Below are 15,420 nucleotides of genomic sequence, written 5' to 3'. Positions count from 1 at the left end.
AGTGACCACAGTCACGGCAGGGCCCGGTTCCCCGATGAACAACTTAGGTTAGGCTTACCTAAGTTGAACCCGCGGTTCAGCCCGCCCCTGTCCCGCACCGGACTGTCCCCACCGGAGGACCCCTACATGCGCTCGCACCTGCTCAACGACACCACCGCGGAGCAGTACCGCCGCTCCGTGACCGCCGGAGTCGAGCGGGTGGCCGCCAAAATCGCCACCACCGAACGGCCGTTCAGCGGCGTCACCGTCGACGCCCTCGCTCCCGCCATCGACGCGATCGACCTCGACAAGCCGCTGCACGACACCGCCGCGGTGCTCGACGAACTGGAGGACGTCTACCTCCGGGACGCGGTCTACTTCCACCACCCCCGCTACCTCGCCCACCTCAACTGCCCGGTCGTCATCCCGGCCGTGCTCGGCGAGGCCGTGCTGTCCGCCGTGAACTCCTCCCTGGACACCTGGGACCAGTCGGCCGGCGGCACGCTCATCGAGCGCAAACTGATCGACTGGACGACCGAGCGCATCGGCCTCGGCCCCGCCGCCGACGGCGTGTTCACCTCCGGCGGCACCCAGTCCAACCTCCAGGCGCTGCTGCTCGCGCGTGAGGAGGCAAAGACGGACACGCTGGCCAAACTGCGGATCTTCGCCTCCGAGGTCAGCCACTTCAGCGTGAAGAAGTCCGCGAAACTGCTGGGCCTGGGCCAGGACTCCGTGGTCTCCATACCCGTCGACCACGACAAGCGCATGCAGACCGTCGCCCTCGCCCGTGAACTGGAGCGCTGCAAGCAGGACGGCCTCGTGCCCATGGCCGTCGTCGCCACCGCCGGCACCACCGACTTCGGCTCGATCGACCCGCTGCCCGAGATCGCCGAGCTGTGCGAGCAGTTCGGCACCTGGATGCACGTCGACGCCGCCTACGGCTGCGGCCTGCTCGCCTCCCTGAAGCACCGGGACCGGCTGAACGGCATCGAGCGCGCCGACTCCGTCACCGTGGACTACCACAAGTCCTTCTTCCAGCCGGTGAGTTCGTCCGCCGTGCTGGTCCGCGACGCCGCCACGCTCCAGCACGCCACCTACCACGCCGAGTACCTGAACCCGCGCCGCATGGTGCAGGAACGTATCCCCAACCAGGTGGACAAGTCCCTGCAGACCACCCGCCGCTTCGACGCCCTCAAGCTGTGGATGACGCTGAGGACCATGGGCGCCGACGGCATCGGGCAGCTCTTCGACGAGGTGTGCGAGCTGGCCCGGGAGGGCTGGAAGCTGCTCGCCGCCGACCCGCGCTTCGACGTCGTCGTGGAGCCGAGCCTGTCCACCCTGGTCTTCCGCTACATCCCGGCGTCCGTCACCGACCCCGCCGAGATCGACCGCGCCAACCTCTACGCCCGCAAGGCCCTGTTCGCCTCCGGTGACGCCATCGTCGCGGGCACCAAGGTCGGCGCCCGGCACTACCTGAAGTTCACCCTGCTCAACCCCGAGACGCAGGCGTCCGACATCGCCGCCGTCCTCGATCTGATCGCCGGCCACGCCGAGCAGTACCTGGGAGAGTCCCTTGACCGCGCGTCCTGAAAACCCGAACAGAATCCATGACTTCGTGGGCATCGGGCTCGGCCCCTTCAACCTCGGCCTGGCCTGCCTCACCGAACCGATCGACGAGCTCGACGGCGTCTTCCTGGAGTCGAAGCCCGACTTCGAGTGGCACGCGGGGATGTTCCTCGACGGCGCCCACCTCCAGACGCCGTTCATGTCGGACCTGGTCACCCTCGCCGACCCCACGTCCCCGTACTCCTTCCTGAACTACCTGAAGGAGAAGGGCCGGCTGTACTCGTTCTACATCCGCGAGAACTTCTACCCGCTGCGCGTCGAGTACGACGACTACTGCCGCTGGGCCGCGAACCAGCTCCGCAGCATCCGCTTCAACACGACAGTGACGGAAGTCCGGTACGAGGACGACGTCTACCTCGTGCACACCGAGGCCGGAGACGTCTTCCGCGCCCGTCACCTCGTCCTCGGCACGGGCACTCCGCCCCACATCCCCGAGGCCTGCGCGAACCTGGGCGGTGACTTCATCCACAACTCCCGCTACCTGAGCCACAAGGCCGAGCTCCAGAAGAAGGACTCGATCACGCTCGTCGGCTCGGGCCAGTCGGCCGCCGAGATCTACTACGACCTGCTCAGCGAGATCGACGTCCACGGCTACCGGCTGAACTGGGTCACCCGCTCCCCGCGCTTCTTCCCGCTGGAGTACACCAAGCTCACGCTGGAGATGACCTCGCCGGAGTACGTCGACTACTTCCGCGAGCTGCCCGAGGCCACCCGCTACCGCCTCACGGCCGAGCAGAAGGGCCTGTTCAAGGGCATCGACGGCGACCTGATCAATGAGATCTTCGACCTGCTCTACCAGAAGAACCTCGGCGGTCCCGTCCCCACGCGCCTGCTCACCAACTCCTCGTTGACCAGCGCGACGTACGAGAACGGCACGTACACGCTCGGCTTCCGCCAGGAGGAGCAGGGCAAGGACTTCGAGCTGACCTCCGAGGGCCTGGTCCTGGCCACCGGTTACCGGTACGCCGAGCCGGAGTTCCTCAAGCCCGTCCGCGACCGCCTGGTCTACGACTCCCGGGGCAACTTCGACGTCGCCCGCAACTACGCCGTCGACGTCACCGGCCGGGGCATCTTCCTCCAGAACGCCGGCGTCCACACCCACAGCATCACCAGCCCCGACCTGGGCATGGGCCCGTACCGGAACGCGTACATCATCCGCGAGCTGCTCGGCACCGAGTACTACCCGGTGGAGAAGACGATCGCGTTCCAGGAGTTCTCCGTATGAGCACCACCGGCATCGGCACGTTCACCATCCGCCCGCTCGACCCCCTGAAGGACGCCGAGCTGCTGCACTCCTGGGTCACCCACCCCAAGGCGGCCTACTGGATGATGCAGGACGCGACACTCCCGGACGTCGAGCGCGAGTACATGCGCATCGCGGTGCACGAGCACCACCACGCCTACCTCGGCCTGTACGAGGGCCGTCCCGCGTTCCTGATGGAGAAGTACGACCCCCGGTACGTCGAGTTGACCGGGCTGTACGAGCCGGAGCCCGGCGACGTCGGCATGCACTTCCTGGTCGCGCCGACCGACCGGCCGATCCACGGCTTCACCCGGGCGGTCATCACGGCCGTGATGGACGAGCTGTTCGCCGACCCGCGCACCCGCCGGGTCGTGGTGGAGCCCGACGTGAGCAACAAGGCCGTGCACGCGCTGAACGAGGCCGTCGGCTTTGTGCCCGTCCGTGAGATCGACAAGCCGGAGAAACGCGCGCTGCTGAGCTTCTGCACGCGTGAGCAGTTCCTGGCCGCCCGAGGAGTAGCCGTATGACCCTGTCCGACGCCGTAGCGCATCTGTCCCCCCACCGCTGGGCGCGGGCCAACCGCCTCCTGATCCGCAAGGCGCTCGCCGAGTTCGCGCACGAGCGCCTGATCACCCCCGAGCAGGACGGGAACGGTTACGTCGTCCGCAGTGACGACGGCCAGACCCGGTACGCCTTCACGGCCACGCTGCGCGCCCTCGACCACTGGCAGATCGACGCCGACTCGATCACCCGGCACCGGGACGGCGCGGAACTCCCGCTCGCCGCCCTGGACTTCTTCATCGAGATGCAGAAGTCCCTCGGTCTGAGCGACGACATCCTGCCCGTCTACCTGGAGGAGATCTCCTCCACCCTCTCGGGCACCTGCTACAAGCTCACCAAGCCGCGGATCACGGCCGCCGAGCTCGCGCGCAGCGACTTCCAGACGATCGAGACCGGCATGACCGAGGGCCACCCCTGCTTCGTGGCCAACAACGGCCGGCTCGGCTTCGGCATCCACGAGTACCTGTCGTACGCGCCGGAGACGTCGAGCCCCGTCCGGCTCGTCTGGCTCGCGGCCCACCGCTCGCGGGCCGCGTTCACGGCCGGTGTCGGCATCGAGTACGAGTCGTTCCTGCGCGAGGAACTGGGCGCGGAGACCGTCGAGCGCTTCCACGGCGTCCTGCGCGACCAGGGCCTGGACCCGGCCGACTACCTCCTCATCCCGGTCCACCCCTGGCAGTGGTGGAACAAACTCACCGTCACCTTCGCGGCCGAGGTCGCCCGCAAACACCTCGTATGCCTCGGCGAGGGCGACGACGAGTACCTGGCCCAGCAGTCCATCAGGACCTTCTTCAACAAGTCCAGCCCCGAGAAGCACTATGTGAAGACGGCCCTGTCCGTCATCAACATGGGCTTCATGCGCGGGCTGTCGGCCGCCTACATGGAGGCCACGCCCGCGATCAACGACTGGCTGGCCCAGCTCATCGACAACGACCCGGTCCTGAGGTCGACCGGCCTGTCGATCATCCGGGAGCGCGCCGCCGTCGGCTACCGGCACCTGGAGTACGAGCAGGCGACGGACCGCTACTCGCCGTACCGCAAGATGCTCGCCGCGCTGTGGCGGGAGAGCCCGGTGCCGTCCCTGAAGGAGGGCGAGTCCCTGGCCACGATGGCGTCCCTGGTCCATGTCGACCACGAGGGAGCGTCGGTCGCGGGTGCGCTGATCGAGCGGTCGGGCCTCACCCCGACCGAATGGCTGCGCCGCTACCTCCAGGCCTACTTCACGCCCCTCCTGCACAGCTTCTACGCCTACGACCTGGTGTTCATGCCGCACGGCGAGAACGTCATCCTGGTGCTCAAGGACGGGGTCGTGCAGCGCGCGATCTACAAGGACATCGCCGAGGAGATCGCCGTCATGGACCCGGACGCGGTGCTGCCGCCGACGGTGGAGCGACTGCGCGTGGAGGTCCCGGAGGACAAGAAACTCCTGTCGGTCTTCACGGACGTCTTCGACTGCTTCTTCCGCTTCCTCGCGGCGAACCTCGCCTCCGAGGGCATCCTGGAGGAGGACGACTTCTGGCGCACCGTCGCGGAGGTCACCCGCGCCTACCAGGACTCGATGCCCTCACTGGCCGACAAGTTCGAGCAGTACGACATGTTCGCCCCCGAGTTCGCCCTGTCCTGCCTCAACCGCCTCCAACTCCGCAACAACGAACAGATGGTCGACCTCTCGGACCCGTCCGGCGCCCTCCAGCTGGTCGGCACCCTGAAGAACCCGATCGCGGAGTTCTGACCCCACAGCAGACGGGCACCCCCGGTGTACGGTCCACCGAGGGTGTCTGTCTTTTTTTAGGGGCGCGGGGAACTGCGCATCTTTTAGGGGCGCGGGGAACTGCGCGGCCGGCCCCCACCGGCCCGCAGACGAATCACCGGCCGGCAGAACCCCACGGCACCTGCGGCGACCGATACCACTCAATACCCAGGGCATCCCACCGCTCAGCCTGCGCAGCTAGCCGCCCCTTGTACCGCTCCCAGTCGTGAGAAGCCCCCGACGACCACCCCAACTCGGCAACCCCCGGCAACCGCGGAAACGCCATGTACTCAACATGCCCGGAGTTCTCGACCGTCTCCGTCCACAACGGCGCCTCGACCCCCCGCACGGCCCCCTCCGGCACCCCGGGCAGATAAGCCCCCGGATCCCAGTCGTAGGACCGCCGCACCTCGACATACCCCGCCCAGGACAATCCCAGCGGCGTGTCCTTCGTGTACTTCATGTCGAGATAGACCCGGTCGGCCGGAGACAGAATCAGCCCCGTGCCCTCCTGCGCGGCCTTCACCACCCGCGCCTTCTCCTCCGCACTGGTGCTGTCGAGCCCCCAGTACTGGGCGAGCGCCCCCTTCGCCGGTGTCGCGCCGGTCAGCTGATGCCAGCCGACGACCGTCTTGCCGTACTTCGCGACGACCGGCTGCACCCGGTCCATGAACTTGACGTAGTCCTCATGGCTGGTGGAATGCGCCTCGTCGCCCCCGATGTGGAGGTACCTGCCCGGCGTGAGCGCGGCCAGCTCCCGGACCACGTCGTCCACGAAGTCGTACGTGATCTCCTTGTCGACGCACAGCGAGCTGAAGCCGACCTCGGTGCCGGTGTAGAGCGGGGGCGCGACGCCGTCGCAGTTCAGGTCGGCGTAGGACGCGAGGGCCGCGTTGGTGTGGCCCGGCATGTCTATCTCGGGGACGACCTCCAGGAAGCGGGAGCCGGCGTACCGCACGATCTCCTTGTACTGGGCCTTGGTGTAGAAGCCGCCGGGTCCGCCGCCGACCTCCGTGGAGCCGCCGTGCGTCGCGAGGCGCGGCCAGGAGTCGATGGCGATGCGCCAGCCCTGGTCGTCGCTCAGGTGCAGATGCAGCTTGTTGATCTTGTAGAGGGCGAGCTGGTCGATGTAGCGCTTGACCTGGTCGACGCTGAAGAAGTGCCGGGAGACGTCGAGCATGGCACCGCGCCAGCCGTAGCGCGGACGGTCCTTGATGGTGCCGCCGGCGATCAGCCAGGGGCCGGGCTGGACGGTGTCCTTCTCGACGGCCGCGGGGAGGAGCTGGCGCAGCGTCTGGACGCCGTGGAAGAGACCGGCGGGCCGGGCCGCGGTGATGGTGACACCGCCCCGGCCGCTGTCGATGCGGTAGCCCTCGGCGCCGAAGGGTCCCTCGGCGAGGCGCAGCCGGATGCCCCCGGCGCCGTGGCCGGTGACCGGGAGGCGGTAGCCGGTCGACGGCCGCAGGACGGCCGCGAGGTACTCGGCGACGCGCCGCGCCTCCGGCGAGCCGTCGACGTGGATGTGCGTGCCGCGGGTGATCCGGTAGGGGGAGCCACCCGGGGCGACCGAGGCGGGCGCGGGGACGACCCGGTCGAGCGGGGTGGGCGCTGCCGCCTGGGCCGGGGCGCCCCCGGCCATGGAGAGGCCCATCCCCACCAGCAGCAGGGAACCGAGGAGGCGAAGCGTTCTGTGGCGCGGTCTCGTACGGCCGTGTGTCACAAGCGTGTCCCTTCCATGAGCCGGTGAGCCCCGAGAGGTCTGGACCACTCTCTCGTGAGACCGGTGGAACAATCCACCCCATGGCGGAAATCATCCAGAAGGACGGCACATGGACCTTCGACGGCGACGCCCTGCGGCTGACCCCCGGGCGGGACAAGAACGTCAGTCTGCTGCGCAGGGAGCTGGGTGAACTGGTCGTCCCGCTGGGGGCGTTGGCCGGGATCTCCTTCGAACAGGGCAAGAAGACGGGGCGGCTCAGGCTCCGCCTGCGCGACGGCGCCGACCCGCTGCTGCACGCCACGGGCGGCCGGCTCACCGAGCCCCACGACCCCTACCAGCTGATCGTGGAGTCCGACCGCTACGGCGTCGCCGAGTACTTCACGGAGGAGGTCCGCAACGCGCTGCTCCTGGACCAGGTGCCGAGCGAGCCGGTGGACGAGTACCTGTTGCCGGGACCCTCCGTGCCGCTGTCGGTCTCCGCCGGAGACGGCACCGCCGGCTTCGACGGTGAGCGCATACGCCTGGAGTGGAACTGGAAGACGGAGGACGCCAAGGCGGCCGCCGGTGCCCGCACGCTCGCGCTCTCCGACATCACGGGCGTGGAGTGGCAGCCGGCGGCCGGCCTGGAGAACGGCTACCTCCGCTTCACCGTGCGGAACGCGCCCACCAAGGCCCCGCCCAAGTACGACCCCAACGCCGTGGAGCTGTGGGGCTTCAAGAAGGACCCGCTGATGGCGCTGGTCGCGGCGGCGGTCCAGGCCAGGCTTCCGCACCCGGCCCGGGCCGCCGCCGACGTCCCGGACACGCGACCGGAACTGCCTTCTCCCCCGGTCGCGTCCGCCGAGGACGATCATGACGCCCTGCTGCGCCGCCTGCGCGAGCTCGGCGACCTGCACCGCACGGGCGTCCTGACGGACGACGAGTTCGCCCTGGCCAAACAGGCGATCCTCAAGCGGATGTAGCAGCCGCGGGGCGCTACTTGGCCCGGCGCGCCACCGTGAAGTGGTCCACCTGGTCACCGGTCTCGGCGATGCCGCGCACCGTCAGCGTGGCCAGGCGCCCCTTCGGCGCGGGGGTGACGTCCACACGCAGGAAGGAGTAGTCGAGGTAGCGCACCCGGGACCAGGTGACGGTCTCGTTCTGCTTGCCGCCCTTGACGTTGACGAACGAGGACACGGAGTCCACGTCGTGCTCGTTGCCCTGGTACGACAGCGGGGCGCTGAACGCGTAGAGGCTGCGGCCCGCCGCGCCGGCCGTCACGTACACCACGCCGTCGGTCTCCGGGTAGGCCGTGCCGCCGATCGGGAGCTTCCTGGTGACCTTGTCGCCCTTGATGACGTCGGTGCGCTCGTACTGGTGGTTGTGGCCGTTGATGACCAGGTCCACGGTGTACTTCTCGAACAGCGGCACCCACTCCTGCCGGACCCCGCCCTCGGAGGCGTGGGAGGTGGAGGTGCAGTAGGCGCAGTGGTGGAAGAACACGACGATGAAGTCGATGTCGGGCGCGGCCCGGTACTTCGTCAGCTGGGCTTCGAGCCACTTGGTCTGGGTGCCGCCCGAGATGCCGAGGTTGGCCGGGATCTCGTAGGAGATGTCGTTGGCGTCGAGCGAGATGACGGCGGTGTTGCCGTAGGCGAAGGAGTAGACGCCCGGGAGGTTCTTCTTGTCGGGGCCGTTGTCCGGGAGGGTCCAGCGCGCCTCCTCGCCGCCGTAGCCGTTGGGCGAGTACCAGGCCTCCATGTCGTGGTTGCCGTAGGCGGGCATCCACGGTACGGACTTGGCGACGGACTCGGTCTGGGCGAGGAACTGGTCCCACACGCGCGAGTCAAAGCCGGTGTCGTCGGTCCGGCCCTGGCCGGTGGGGTCGCCGTACGCGATGTCGCCGGCATGCAGATGGAAGGCGGGGTTCTGGCCGAGGAGGAGGCTGTTGTTGGCGAGCGCGTGGTAGCTGACGCCCTCGTCGCCGAAGGCCGTGAAGGTGAACGGCGTCTTGTGCGCGGGGGCGGTGGTGAAGGTGCCGAGGGTGCCCAGGAGGTGGGCTTCGGCCGGGTCGAAGCCCTGGTGGCCGACGCCGTAGTAGTACGTCCGGCCCGGGCGCAGGTGGGCTAGCTCGGCGTGGACGTAGTACTGGGTGTGGTTGCCGCTCGCGCCGACACCGGCCGGTGTGAAGAGGGTGCGGACCTCGGCGTCGATCTTCCGGGAGAGGTCGGTGGGGTGGGCGCCGATCCGGATGAACGGCTTCTTGACGGCGACCGGGACCTGCCAGGAGACGGTCATCTCGGTGCGCGGGTCGGTGCCGTAGGCGAGGTGGCGGCCGAAGGGGGCGACGAGCGCGCCGTCGACGGTCGCGGCAGCGGTGCGGGCGGTCGGTACGGCCGCCTGGGAGGTGGCACCCGGCACGAAGGCGCCGCCCACTACGGCACCGAGCGTGACGGCGCCGCCTCTGATCATCGAGCGCCGGGAGAACCTGGCGCGCAGGTACTCGTGCTGCTCGGCCATGCTCATGCGCTCGGCGAGCCGCTCGGGTACGCCCATACGAGGAATGTCCATGGCGTCACAAGCTGCTCGCCACACACATCCGCCCGGGGAACAACCGCCCAAGCGACTCCCATGGGCGCCCCATAAGTGTTCCAACACCACTCTGCCCGAAACCGGGCAGAATTCTTGCGTAAGCGCCGCCGGTGCTTCAGGATCTACCGGGTGCACGACGAACTCGTTGATCATCTGACGCGGTCCACGCCCCTCAGCCGGGGCGAGGCGCTGCGCGTGATCCAGGACGTGCTCGCCTACTTCGACGAGACGACCGAGGAGTACGTCCGTCGCCGCCACCGCGAGCTCCAGGCCCAGGGCCTGGTGAACGCGGCGATCTTCGAGCGGATCGAGGCGGATCTCAAATACCGCGCGGTGGCACCGCCGGAGCTCTCGCTCCGGCAGCTGCGGCGCATCGTCTACGGCTAGGAATACGTATACATGTGCGGAATCGTCGGTTACATCGGGAAGCGTGACGTCGCTCCCCTCCTCCTGGAGGGCCTCCAGCGCCTGGAGTACCGCGGGTACGACTCCGCGGGCGTCGTCATCACGTCCCCGAAGGCCTCCGGCCTGAAGATGGTCAAGGCCAAGGGCCGCGTCCGCGATCTGGAGGCCAAGGTCCCGGCCCGCTTCAAGGGCACGACCGGCATCGCCCACACCCGCTGGGCCACCCACGGCGCCCCCTCCGACGTCAACGCCCACCCGCACCTGGACGCCGAGGGCAAGGTCGCCGTCGTCCACAACGGCATCATCGACAACGCCTCCGACCTGCGCCGCAAGCTGGAGGCGGACGGCGTCGAGTTCCTCTCCGAGACCGACACCGAGGTCCTCGTCCACCTCATCGCCCGCTCGCAGGCCACCAAGCTGGAGGACAAGGTCCGCGAGACCCTCCGGCTCATCGAGGGCACCTACGGCATCGCCGTCATGCACGCCGACTTCCCGGACCGGATCGTCGTCGCCCGCAACGGCTCCCCGGTCGTCCTCGGCATCGGCGAGAAGGAGATGTTCGTCGCGTCGGACATCGCCGCGCTGGTCGCCCACACCCGCCAGATCGTCACGCTGGACGACGGCGAGATGGCCACCCTGAAGGCCGACGACTTCCGCACGTACACGACGGAGGGCACCCGCACCACCGCGGAGCCCACCACCGTGGAGTGGGAGGCGGCCTCCTACGACATGGGCGGCCACGACACCTACATGCACAAGGAGATCCACGAGCAGGCCGAGGCCGTGGACCGCGTGCTGCGCGGCCGCATCGACGACCGCTTCTCCACCGTGCACCTGGGCGGCCTCAACCTCGACGCCCGCGAGGCCCGCCGGATCCGCCGCGTGAAGATCCTCGGCTGCGGCACCTCGTACCACGCGGGCATGATCGGCGCCCAGATGATCGAGGAGCTGGCGCGCATCCCCGCCGACGCCGAGCCGGCCTCGGAGTTCCGCTACCGCAACGCGGTCGTCGACCCCGACACCCTCTACGTCGCCGTCTCCCAGTCCGGCGAGACCTACGACGTCCTCGCCGCCGTGCAGGAGCTCAAGCGCAAGGGCGCGCGGGTCCTGGGCGTGGTGAACGTGGTCGGTTCCGCGATCGCCCGCGAGGCCGACGGCGGCATCTACGTCCACGCGGGCCCGGAGGTCTGCGTCGTCTCCACGAAGTGCTTCACCAACACCACGGTGGCCTTCGCGCTCCTCGCCCTGCACCTGGGCCGCACCCGCGACCTGTCGGTCCGCGACGGCAAGCGGATCATCGAGGGCCTGCGCAAGCTGCCCGCCCAGATCGCCGAGATCATGGAGCACGAGGAGGACGTCAAGAAGCTGGCCCTGCAGTTCGCCGAGGCCCGCTCGATGCTCTTCATCGGCCGGGTGCGGGGCTACCCGGTGGCCCGCGAGGCCTCCCTGAAGCTCAAGGAGGTCTCCTACATCCACGCCGAGGCCTACCCCGCCTCCGAGCTCAAGCACGGCCCGCTGGCCCTGATCGAGCCGGCTCTCCCCACGGTCGCGATCGTCCCCGACGACGACCTCCTGGAGAAGAACCGCGCGGCCATGGAGGAGATCAAGGCCCGCAGCGGCAAGATCCTCGCGGTGGCCCACCAGCACCAGGAGAAGGCCGACGAGACGATCGTCGTCCCGAAGAACGAGGACGAGCTGGACCCGATCCTGATGGGCATCCCCCTCCAACTCCTCGCGTACCACACGGCCCTCGCCCTCGGCAGGGACATCGACAAGCCGAGGAACCTGGCCAAGTCGGTAACAGTCGAGTAGTTGGCTTTTGGGGGGCGCGGGGAACTGCGCGAACAACCCCCACGCACCCGCACAGGTCACACAAAGAGGACGGACCCCCACGCGCTGCCACCAAGCACAGGGGGTCCGTTTTCATCGCCGGGAAGCCGCCCAACTCCCCGGCCCGCGCAGCTAACCGGTGGCCGTCACTCCCCGGCCGGCAGCGCGTCGCGGAACCGCCGTGGGCCAGTGCGCCAGCGCCGCGGTGGCCGCGTACCAAGCCACCGCACCCGCGGCGACGGCGAACCAGCCCCCGGCCTTCGCAAGCCCGTCGTTCTCCGCGAACGCCGCGACCGCGAGAAGCAGCAGCGACACGCAGAACAGGCCGTACACGCCCCGCCCGAGCTGATCCCCGCCCGCCAGCGTGAGAGACAGCGCCACCAGGGCGAACAACAGCAGGAACAACCCTGCCTCGTTGCCGGCGGCGGCGTCGGACACGGCCCAGGTGAACCACAACGCCCCGAGTACCGAGAACGCCGTACCACCGGCGGCGTCACCCTCGCGCAGGGCCACCATTCCGGCGACGAAGAGGGCGACTCCTCCCACGTATTGGGCGAGGGACGTGGCATCGGCGGCCGACACCCCGTCCATCACGGCGGTGTTGCCGAGCCCGAAGGCCAACAGGGTGATTCCGAGGGCGAGTCGACCGGCCACGGTCGTGATTCCGCTTCCCGCGGAGACGTCTTTGTCCACGGCGGGCTCCCTTCGTGCATGTGCAGTTGTGCGGTGTTCCGTATATGCCCTTCACAAGGGCACAAACACCTATACGCACGAGTAGGTTTACACACCGCACAGGGGCCGCAAGGGAGTTGACGCTCAGGGAATGACGATGACGGGCCGCTTCGCCCGCTTGGCGAGCCGCCCGGCGACGGAGCCGAAGATCCGCCCGACGAGGCCGTGGGTCGACCCGACGACGATCGCGTCGGCCTCGTACTCCCGGCCGACCTCTTCGAGTTCGTGGCAGATGTCGCCGCCGCGCTCGACCAGGATCCAGGGCACCTCGGCGAGGTAGTCCGCACAGGCCAGCTCAAGACCGAGCACCTCGGTCCGGTGGTCCGGCACGTCCACGAACACGGGCGGCTCACAGCCGGCCCACACCGTGGTCGGCAGCCGGTTGGCGACGTGGACGATGATCAGGCCCGACCCGGAGCGATGGGCCATGCCGATCGCGTACGCCAGGGCGCGCTCACTGGACGTGGAGCCGTCGAAGCCGACGACGACCCCGTGCTTGAAGGCGGGATCGCAGGAGTGGCGTGGCTCTTCCGCCGCCAGGGGCTCGGCCGCCGTGGGATCGGCGACGGGCCGCTTGCGGTCCGCGGGTTCGAAGAATTCGTGACCGGCCATGGCTGTCTCGGCGTTGTGATCCTTTATGGGTGGGCCCGCGAGCGGAGCTCGCTGACAGATCCAGCAGTGTGCGGCGGAGCTGTGTCCGGGAATGGTCTTCCCAACCCCATACCCCCAAGGGTACGGCGGCACGCCTCCTTAACCCAGATCCCGCCCGCCGTCCGTGCGGGTTCCAGGGAGCATGCACGAGGCGGCGCCCGTAACGCAATGGTTGCTGCGCTGTACAGGCGGTTTGCACAGGATTCACTTACCCGTGGGGGCGATCGGGTCACACAGTGACCTGCTCACCGGCCGCGCGTTGAACCCCGTGAGTCACGCCACAGGGAGCACGCATGCCCGGACCCCGCCCCGCCTCCGAGGCGGACCGCGCGGCCCCGCCGCCGCGGGACACCGCGACGGACGTGATTCGCTGGGCGGCCTTCAGTTGCCTGCTCGTCCCCCTGGTGCTCCTCGGGTACGGCGCCTCCCTGGCCGGCGCCGCCGGCACGGCCCTCGGGCTCGCGGCCGTCACGGGCGCGTGCCGGGTGCTGCTGCGGCAGTCCGAGCGCGGCGCGGCCCGGCTGGCGGCCGAGGACCGGGCGCCCCACCGGGGCCGTCACCACCGCACCGGAACGGGGTCGCACCGTGGCGGACGGCACACTGGCGGGGATACACCGGTCGGCTGACCGGTTTCCGCGCACACGCACGCTGCTTTTCAGCCAACTTCTCGCACCCGTGCATCACCCTCCCTGACCACCCCCCAACCCCCGTTCGACCTGCACGGAAAGGGCCTCGGGGGTGCTGCGCACCCTACGCGGATTGGCCACCGCGACAAGGCGCACTTCCCTGCACGCCCCACGAGTGCAACGCTTCGTGATCGAATGCTTCACGCCAAGTTGCCAAGTCGACAATGTGCCGAGTGCCGAACCGGCCACTGCGGCGCAACGGGACACAGTAGATTCGATCTTGACTGTCTACGGCGGGGGACTCGTGCAGGACCGAGGGGAAACGTGCAGGAGCGACACAACCGAGGAGCCGCGACCACCGAGGGGGGCTTAGCAGTATGAGCCACGACTCCACTGCCGCGCCGGAAGCCGCGGCCCGGAAGCTTTCCGGGCGACGTCGCAAGGAGATCGTCGCGGTGCTGCTGTTCAGCGGCGGCCCCATCTTCGAGAGTTCCATACCGTTGTCGGTGTTCGGGATCGACCGCCAGGACGCCGGCGTGCCGCGCTACCGACTGCTGGTGTGCGGCGGCGAGGACGGCCCACTGCGGACCACAGGGGGCCTGGAACTCACCGCGCCACATGGCCTGGAAGCGATCTCACGCGCGGGCACGGTCGTCGTACCGGCCTGGCGTTCGATCACTTCTCCGCCACCGGACGAAGCGCTCGACGCGCTGCGCCGCGCACACGAGGAGGGCGCCCGCATCGTCGGGCTGTGCACCGGCGCCTTCGTCCTCGCGGCGGCGGGCCTGCTGGACGGCCGGCCCGCGACGACGCACTGGATGTACGCGCCGACGCTGGCCAAGCGCTATCCGTCGGTGCACGTCGATCCGCGGGAGCTGTTCGTGGACGACGGCGACGTGCTGACGTCGGCAGGCACCGCCGCGGGCATCGACCTGTGCCTGCACATCGTGCGCACGGACCACGGCAACGAGGCGGCAGGGGCCCTGGCCCGGCGTCTCGTCGTGCCCCCGCGCCGCAGCGGCGGCCAGGAGCGCTATCTCGACAGGTCTTTACCAGAGGAGATCGGCGCCGACCCGCTCGCCGAGGTCGTCGCCTGGGCGCTGGAGCACCTCCACGAACAGTTCGACGTGGAGACGCTGGCGGCACGCGCGTACATGAGCCGTCGTACGTTCGACCGCCGCTTCCGCTCGCTGACCGGGAGTGCCCCGCTGCAGTGGCTGATCACACAGCGGGTGCTCCAGGCGCAGCGCCTGCTGGAGACGTCGGACTACTCGGTGGACGAGGTGGCGGGGCGCTGCGGCTTCCGGTCGCCGGTCGCCCTGCGCGGGCACTTCCGCCGCCAGCTGGGCTCGTCGCCGGCCGCGTACCGGGCGGCCTACCGCGCCCGGCGCCCGCAGGGCGAGCGGCCTCAGGACACCGAGGCCGCCCAGGGCGGTACGGGGCCCGGCATGTCCGGGCACCCGGGACATCCCGGCCAGCCACCCGCCCCGCTGCATCCGGAGCACCCGGTCCCGCTGCAGTCCCGCCGTACGGCGGCGGCGAGCGCGGTCGGATCGTCCCCGGCCCTGTCCGCGTCGGCGTCGGCCGCGTCGGACAACGGGCGGGAGTCGTACATGCCGAGCCGGGCGAGTCTGCCGGGGCAGCGCAGCGCGACGTGATGTGACGTGAGCCGGTGACCGGGCCCGCGCGGAGGTTGGACGGTCGAGGCGGGCAGGTCCAGGATCGG

General features: G+C 69.4%; 13 protein-coding genes. 9 read left to right on the top strand and 4 right to left on the bottom strand.

Annotation, left to right across the window (positions count from 1 at the left end; all coding sequences use genetic code 11):
- Positions 1 to 126 precede the first annotated feature (126 nt).
- The 4 genes from desA to ABZ192_RS09370 are packed head-to-tail and all read left to right on the top strand — an operon-like array spanning position 127 to position 5,141.
- On the top strand, positions 127 to 1,569 hold the full coding sequence (gene desA, locus ABZ192_RS09385) for a lysine decarboxylase DesA (RefSeq protein WP_356923923.1): 1,443 nt from the start codon (positions 127 to 129) through the stop codon (positions 1,567 to 1,569).
- A complete protein-coding gene (locus tag ABZ192_RS09380) occupies positions 1,553 to 2,830 on the top strand; it encodes a lysine N(6)-hydroxylase/L-ornithine N(5)-oxygenase family protein (protein WP_356923922.1) in 1,278 nt (425 codons plus the stop codon). The genes desA and ABZ192_RS09380 overlap by 17 nt, the downstream gene beginning before the upstream one ends.
- Entirely contained in the window at positions 2,827 to 3,375 is a 549-nt protein-coding gene (locus tag ABZ192_RS09375; protein ID WP_356923921.1) for a GNAT family N-acetyltransferase, read from the top strand. The genes ABZ192_RS09380 and ABZ192_RS09375 overlap by 4 nt, the downstream gene beginning before the upstream one ends.
- Positions 3,372 to 5,141 carry an IucA/IucC family siderophore biosynthesis protein gene (locus ABZ192_RS09370; RefSeq protein ID WP_356923919.1) on the top strand — a complete coding sequence of 590 codons (1,770 nt, stop codon included), beginning with the start codon at positions 3,372 to 3,374 and terminating at the stop codon, positions 5,139 to 5,141. The genes ABZ192_RS09375 and ABZ192_RS09370 overlap by 4 nt, the downstream gene beginning before the upstream one ends.
- A gap of 133 nt (positions 5,142 to 5,274) precedes the next feature.
- Here the strand turns inward: ABZ192_RS09370 and ABZ192_RS09365 are convergent, their stop codons facing one another.
- Positions 5,275 to 6,810, bottom strand: coding sequence for a beta-N-acetylhexosaminidase (locus ABZ192_RS09365; RefSeq protein ID WP_356924176.1), 1,536 nt, complete (start codon positions 6,808 to 6,810; stop codon positions 5,275 to 5,277).
- Between the two features lie 149 nt (positions 6,811 to 6,959).
- Here ABZ192_RS09365 and ABZ192_RS09360 point away from each other — a divergent pair, with 149 nt between their 5' ends.
- Positions 6,960 to 7,841, top strand: coding sequence for a DUF4429 domain-containing protein (locus ABZ192_RS09360; RefSeq protein ID WP_356923918.1), 882 nt, complete (start codon positions 6,960 to 6,962; stop codon positions 7,839 to 7,841).
- A gap of 13 nt (positions 7,842 to 7,854) precedes the next feature.
- Here the strand turns inward: ABZ192_RS09360 and ABZ192_RS09355 are convergent, their stop codons facing one another.
- Complete coding sequence (locus tag ABZ192_RS09355; RefSeq protein WP_356924175.1) at positions 7,855 to 9,414, bottom strand: metallophosphoesterase family protein; 1,560 nt, start codon at positions 9,412 to 9,414, stop codon at positions 7,855 to 7,857.
- Between the two features lie 165 nt (positions 9,415 to 9,579).
- Between ABZ192_RS09355 and ABZ192_RS09350 the strand changes: the two genes are divergently transcribed.
- Together ABZ192_RS09350 and glmS are read left to right on the top strand one after the other, a co-directional pair.
- Positions 9,580 to 9,837 (top strand): hypothetical protein, encoded by a 258-nt coding sequence (locus ABZ192_RS09350; protein ID WP_031114246.1) that lies wholly within the window; start codon positions 9,580 to 9,582, stop codon positions 9,835 to 9,837.
- Between the two features lie 12 nt (positions 9,838 to 9,849).
- Positions 9,850 to 11,667 carry a glutamine--fructose-6-phosphate transaminase (isomerizing) gene (gene glmS, locus ABZ192_RS09345; RefSeq protein WP_356923917.1) on the top strand — a complete coding sequence of 606 codons (1,818 nt, stop codon included), beginning with the start codon at positions 9,850 to 9,852 and terminating at the stop codon, positions 11,665 to 11,667.
- A 150-nt stretch (positions 11,668 to 11,817) separates the two neighbouring features.
- Here glmS and ABZ192_RS09340 read toward each other — a convergent pair whose 3' ends face one another.
- Together ABZ192_RS09340 and ABZ192_RS09335 are read right to left on the bottom strand one after the other, a co-directional pair.
- On the bottom strand, positions 11,818 to 12,378 hold the full coding sequence (locus tag ABZ192_RS09340) for a GPR1/FUN34/YaaH family transporter (RefSeq protein ID WP_356923916.1): 561 nt from the start codon (positions 12,376 to 12,378) through the stop codon (positions 11,818 to 11,820).
- 123 nt (positions 12,379 to 12,501) lie between these two features.
- Entirely contained in the window at positions 12,502 to 13,029 is a 528-nt protein-coding gene (locus ABZ192_RS09335; RefSeq protein ID WP_086855635.1) for a universal stress protein, read from the bottom strand.
- A gap of 332 nt (positions 13,030 to 13,361) precedes the next feature.
- Here ABZ192_RS09335 and ABZ192_RS09330 point away from each other — a divergent pair, with 332 nt between their 5' ends.
- Positions 13,362 to 13,694: a hypothetical protein gene (locus ABZ192_RS09330; RefSeq protein WP_356923915.1), complete on the top strand. Its 333-nt coding sequence runs from the start codon at positions 13,362 to 13,364 to the stop codon at positions 13,692 to 13,694.
- Positions 13,695 to 14,071: 377 nt separating this feature from the next.
- Positions 14,072 to 15,352 (top strand): helix-turn-helix domain-containing protein, encoded by a 1,281-nt coding sequence (locus ABZ192_RS09325; RefSeq protein ID WP_356923914.1) that lies wholly within the window; start codon positions 14,072 to 14,074, stop codon positions 15,350 to 15,352.
- Positions 15,353 to 15,420: the final 68 nt, after the last annotated feature.

The sequence above is a fragment of the Streptomyces sp. NPDC006235 genome, assembly GCF_040613735.1.
Lineage (GTDB): Bacteria > Actinomycetota > Actinomycetes > Streptomycetales > Streptomycetaceae > Streptomyces.
Note: the sequence above shows the minus strand (reverse complement) of the source record. Positions and strands in the feature narration are given on the sequence as shown.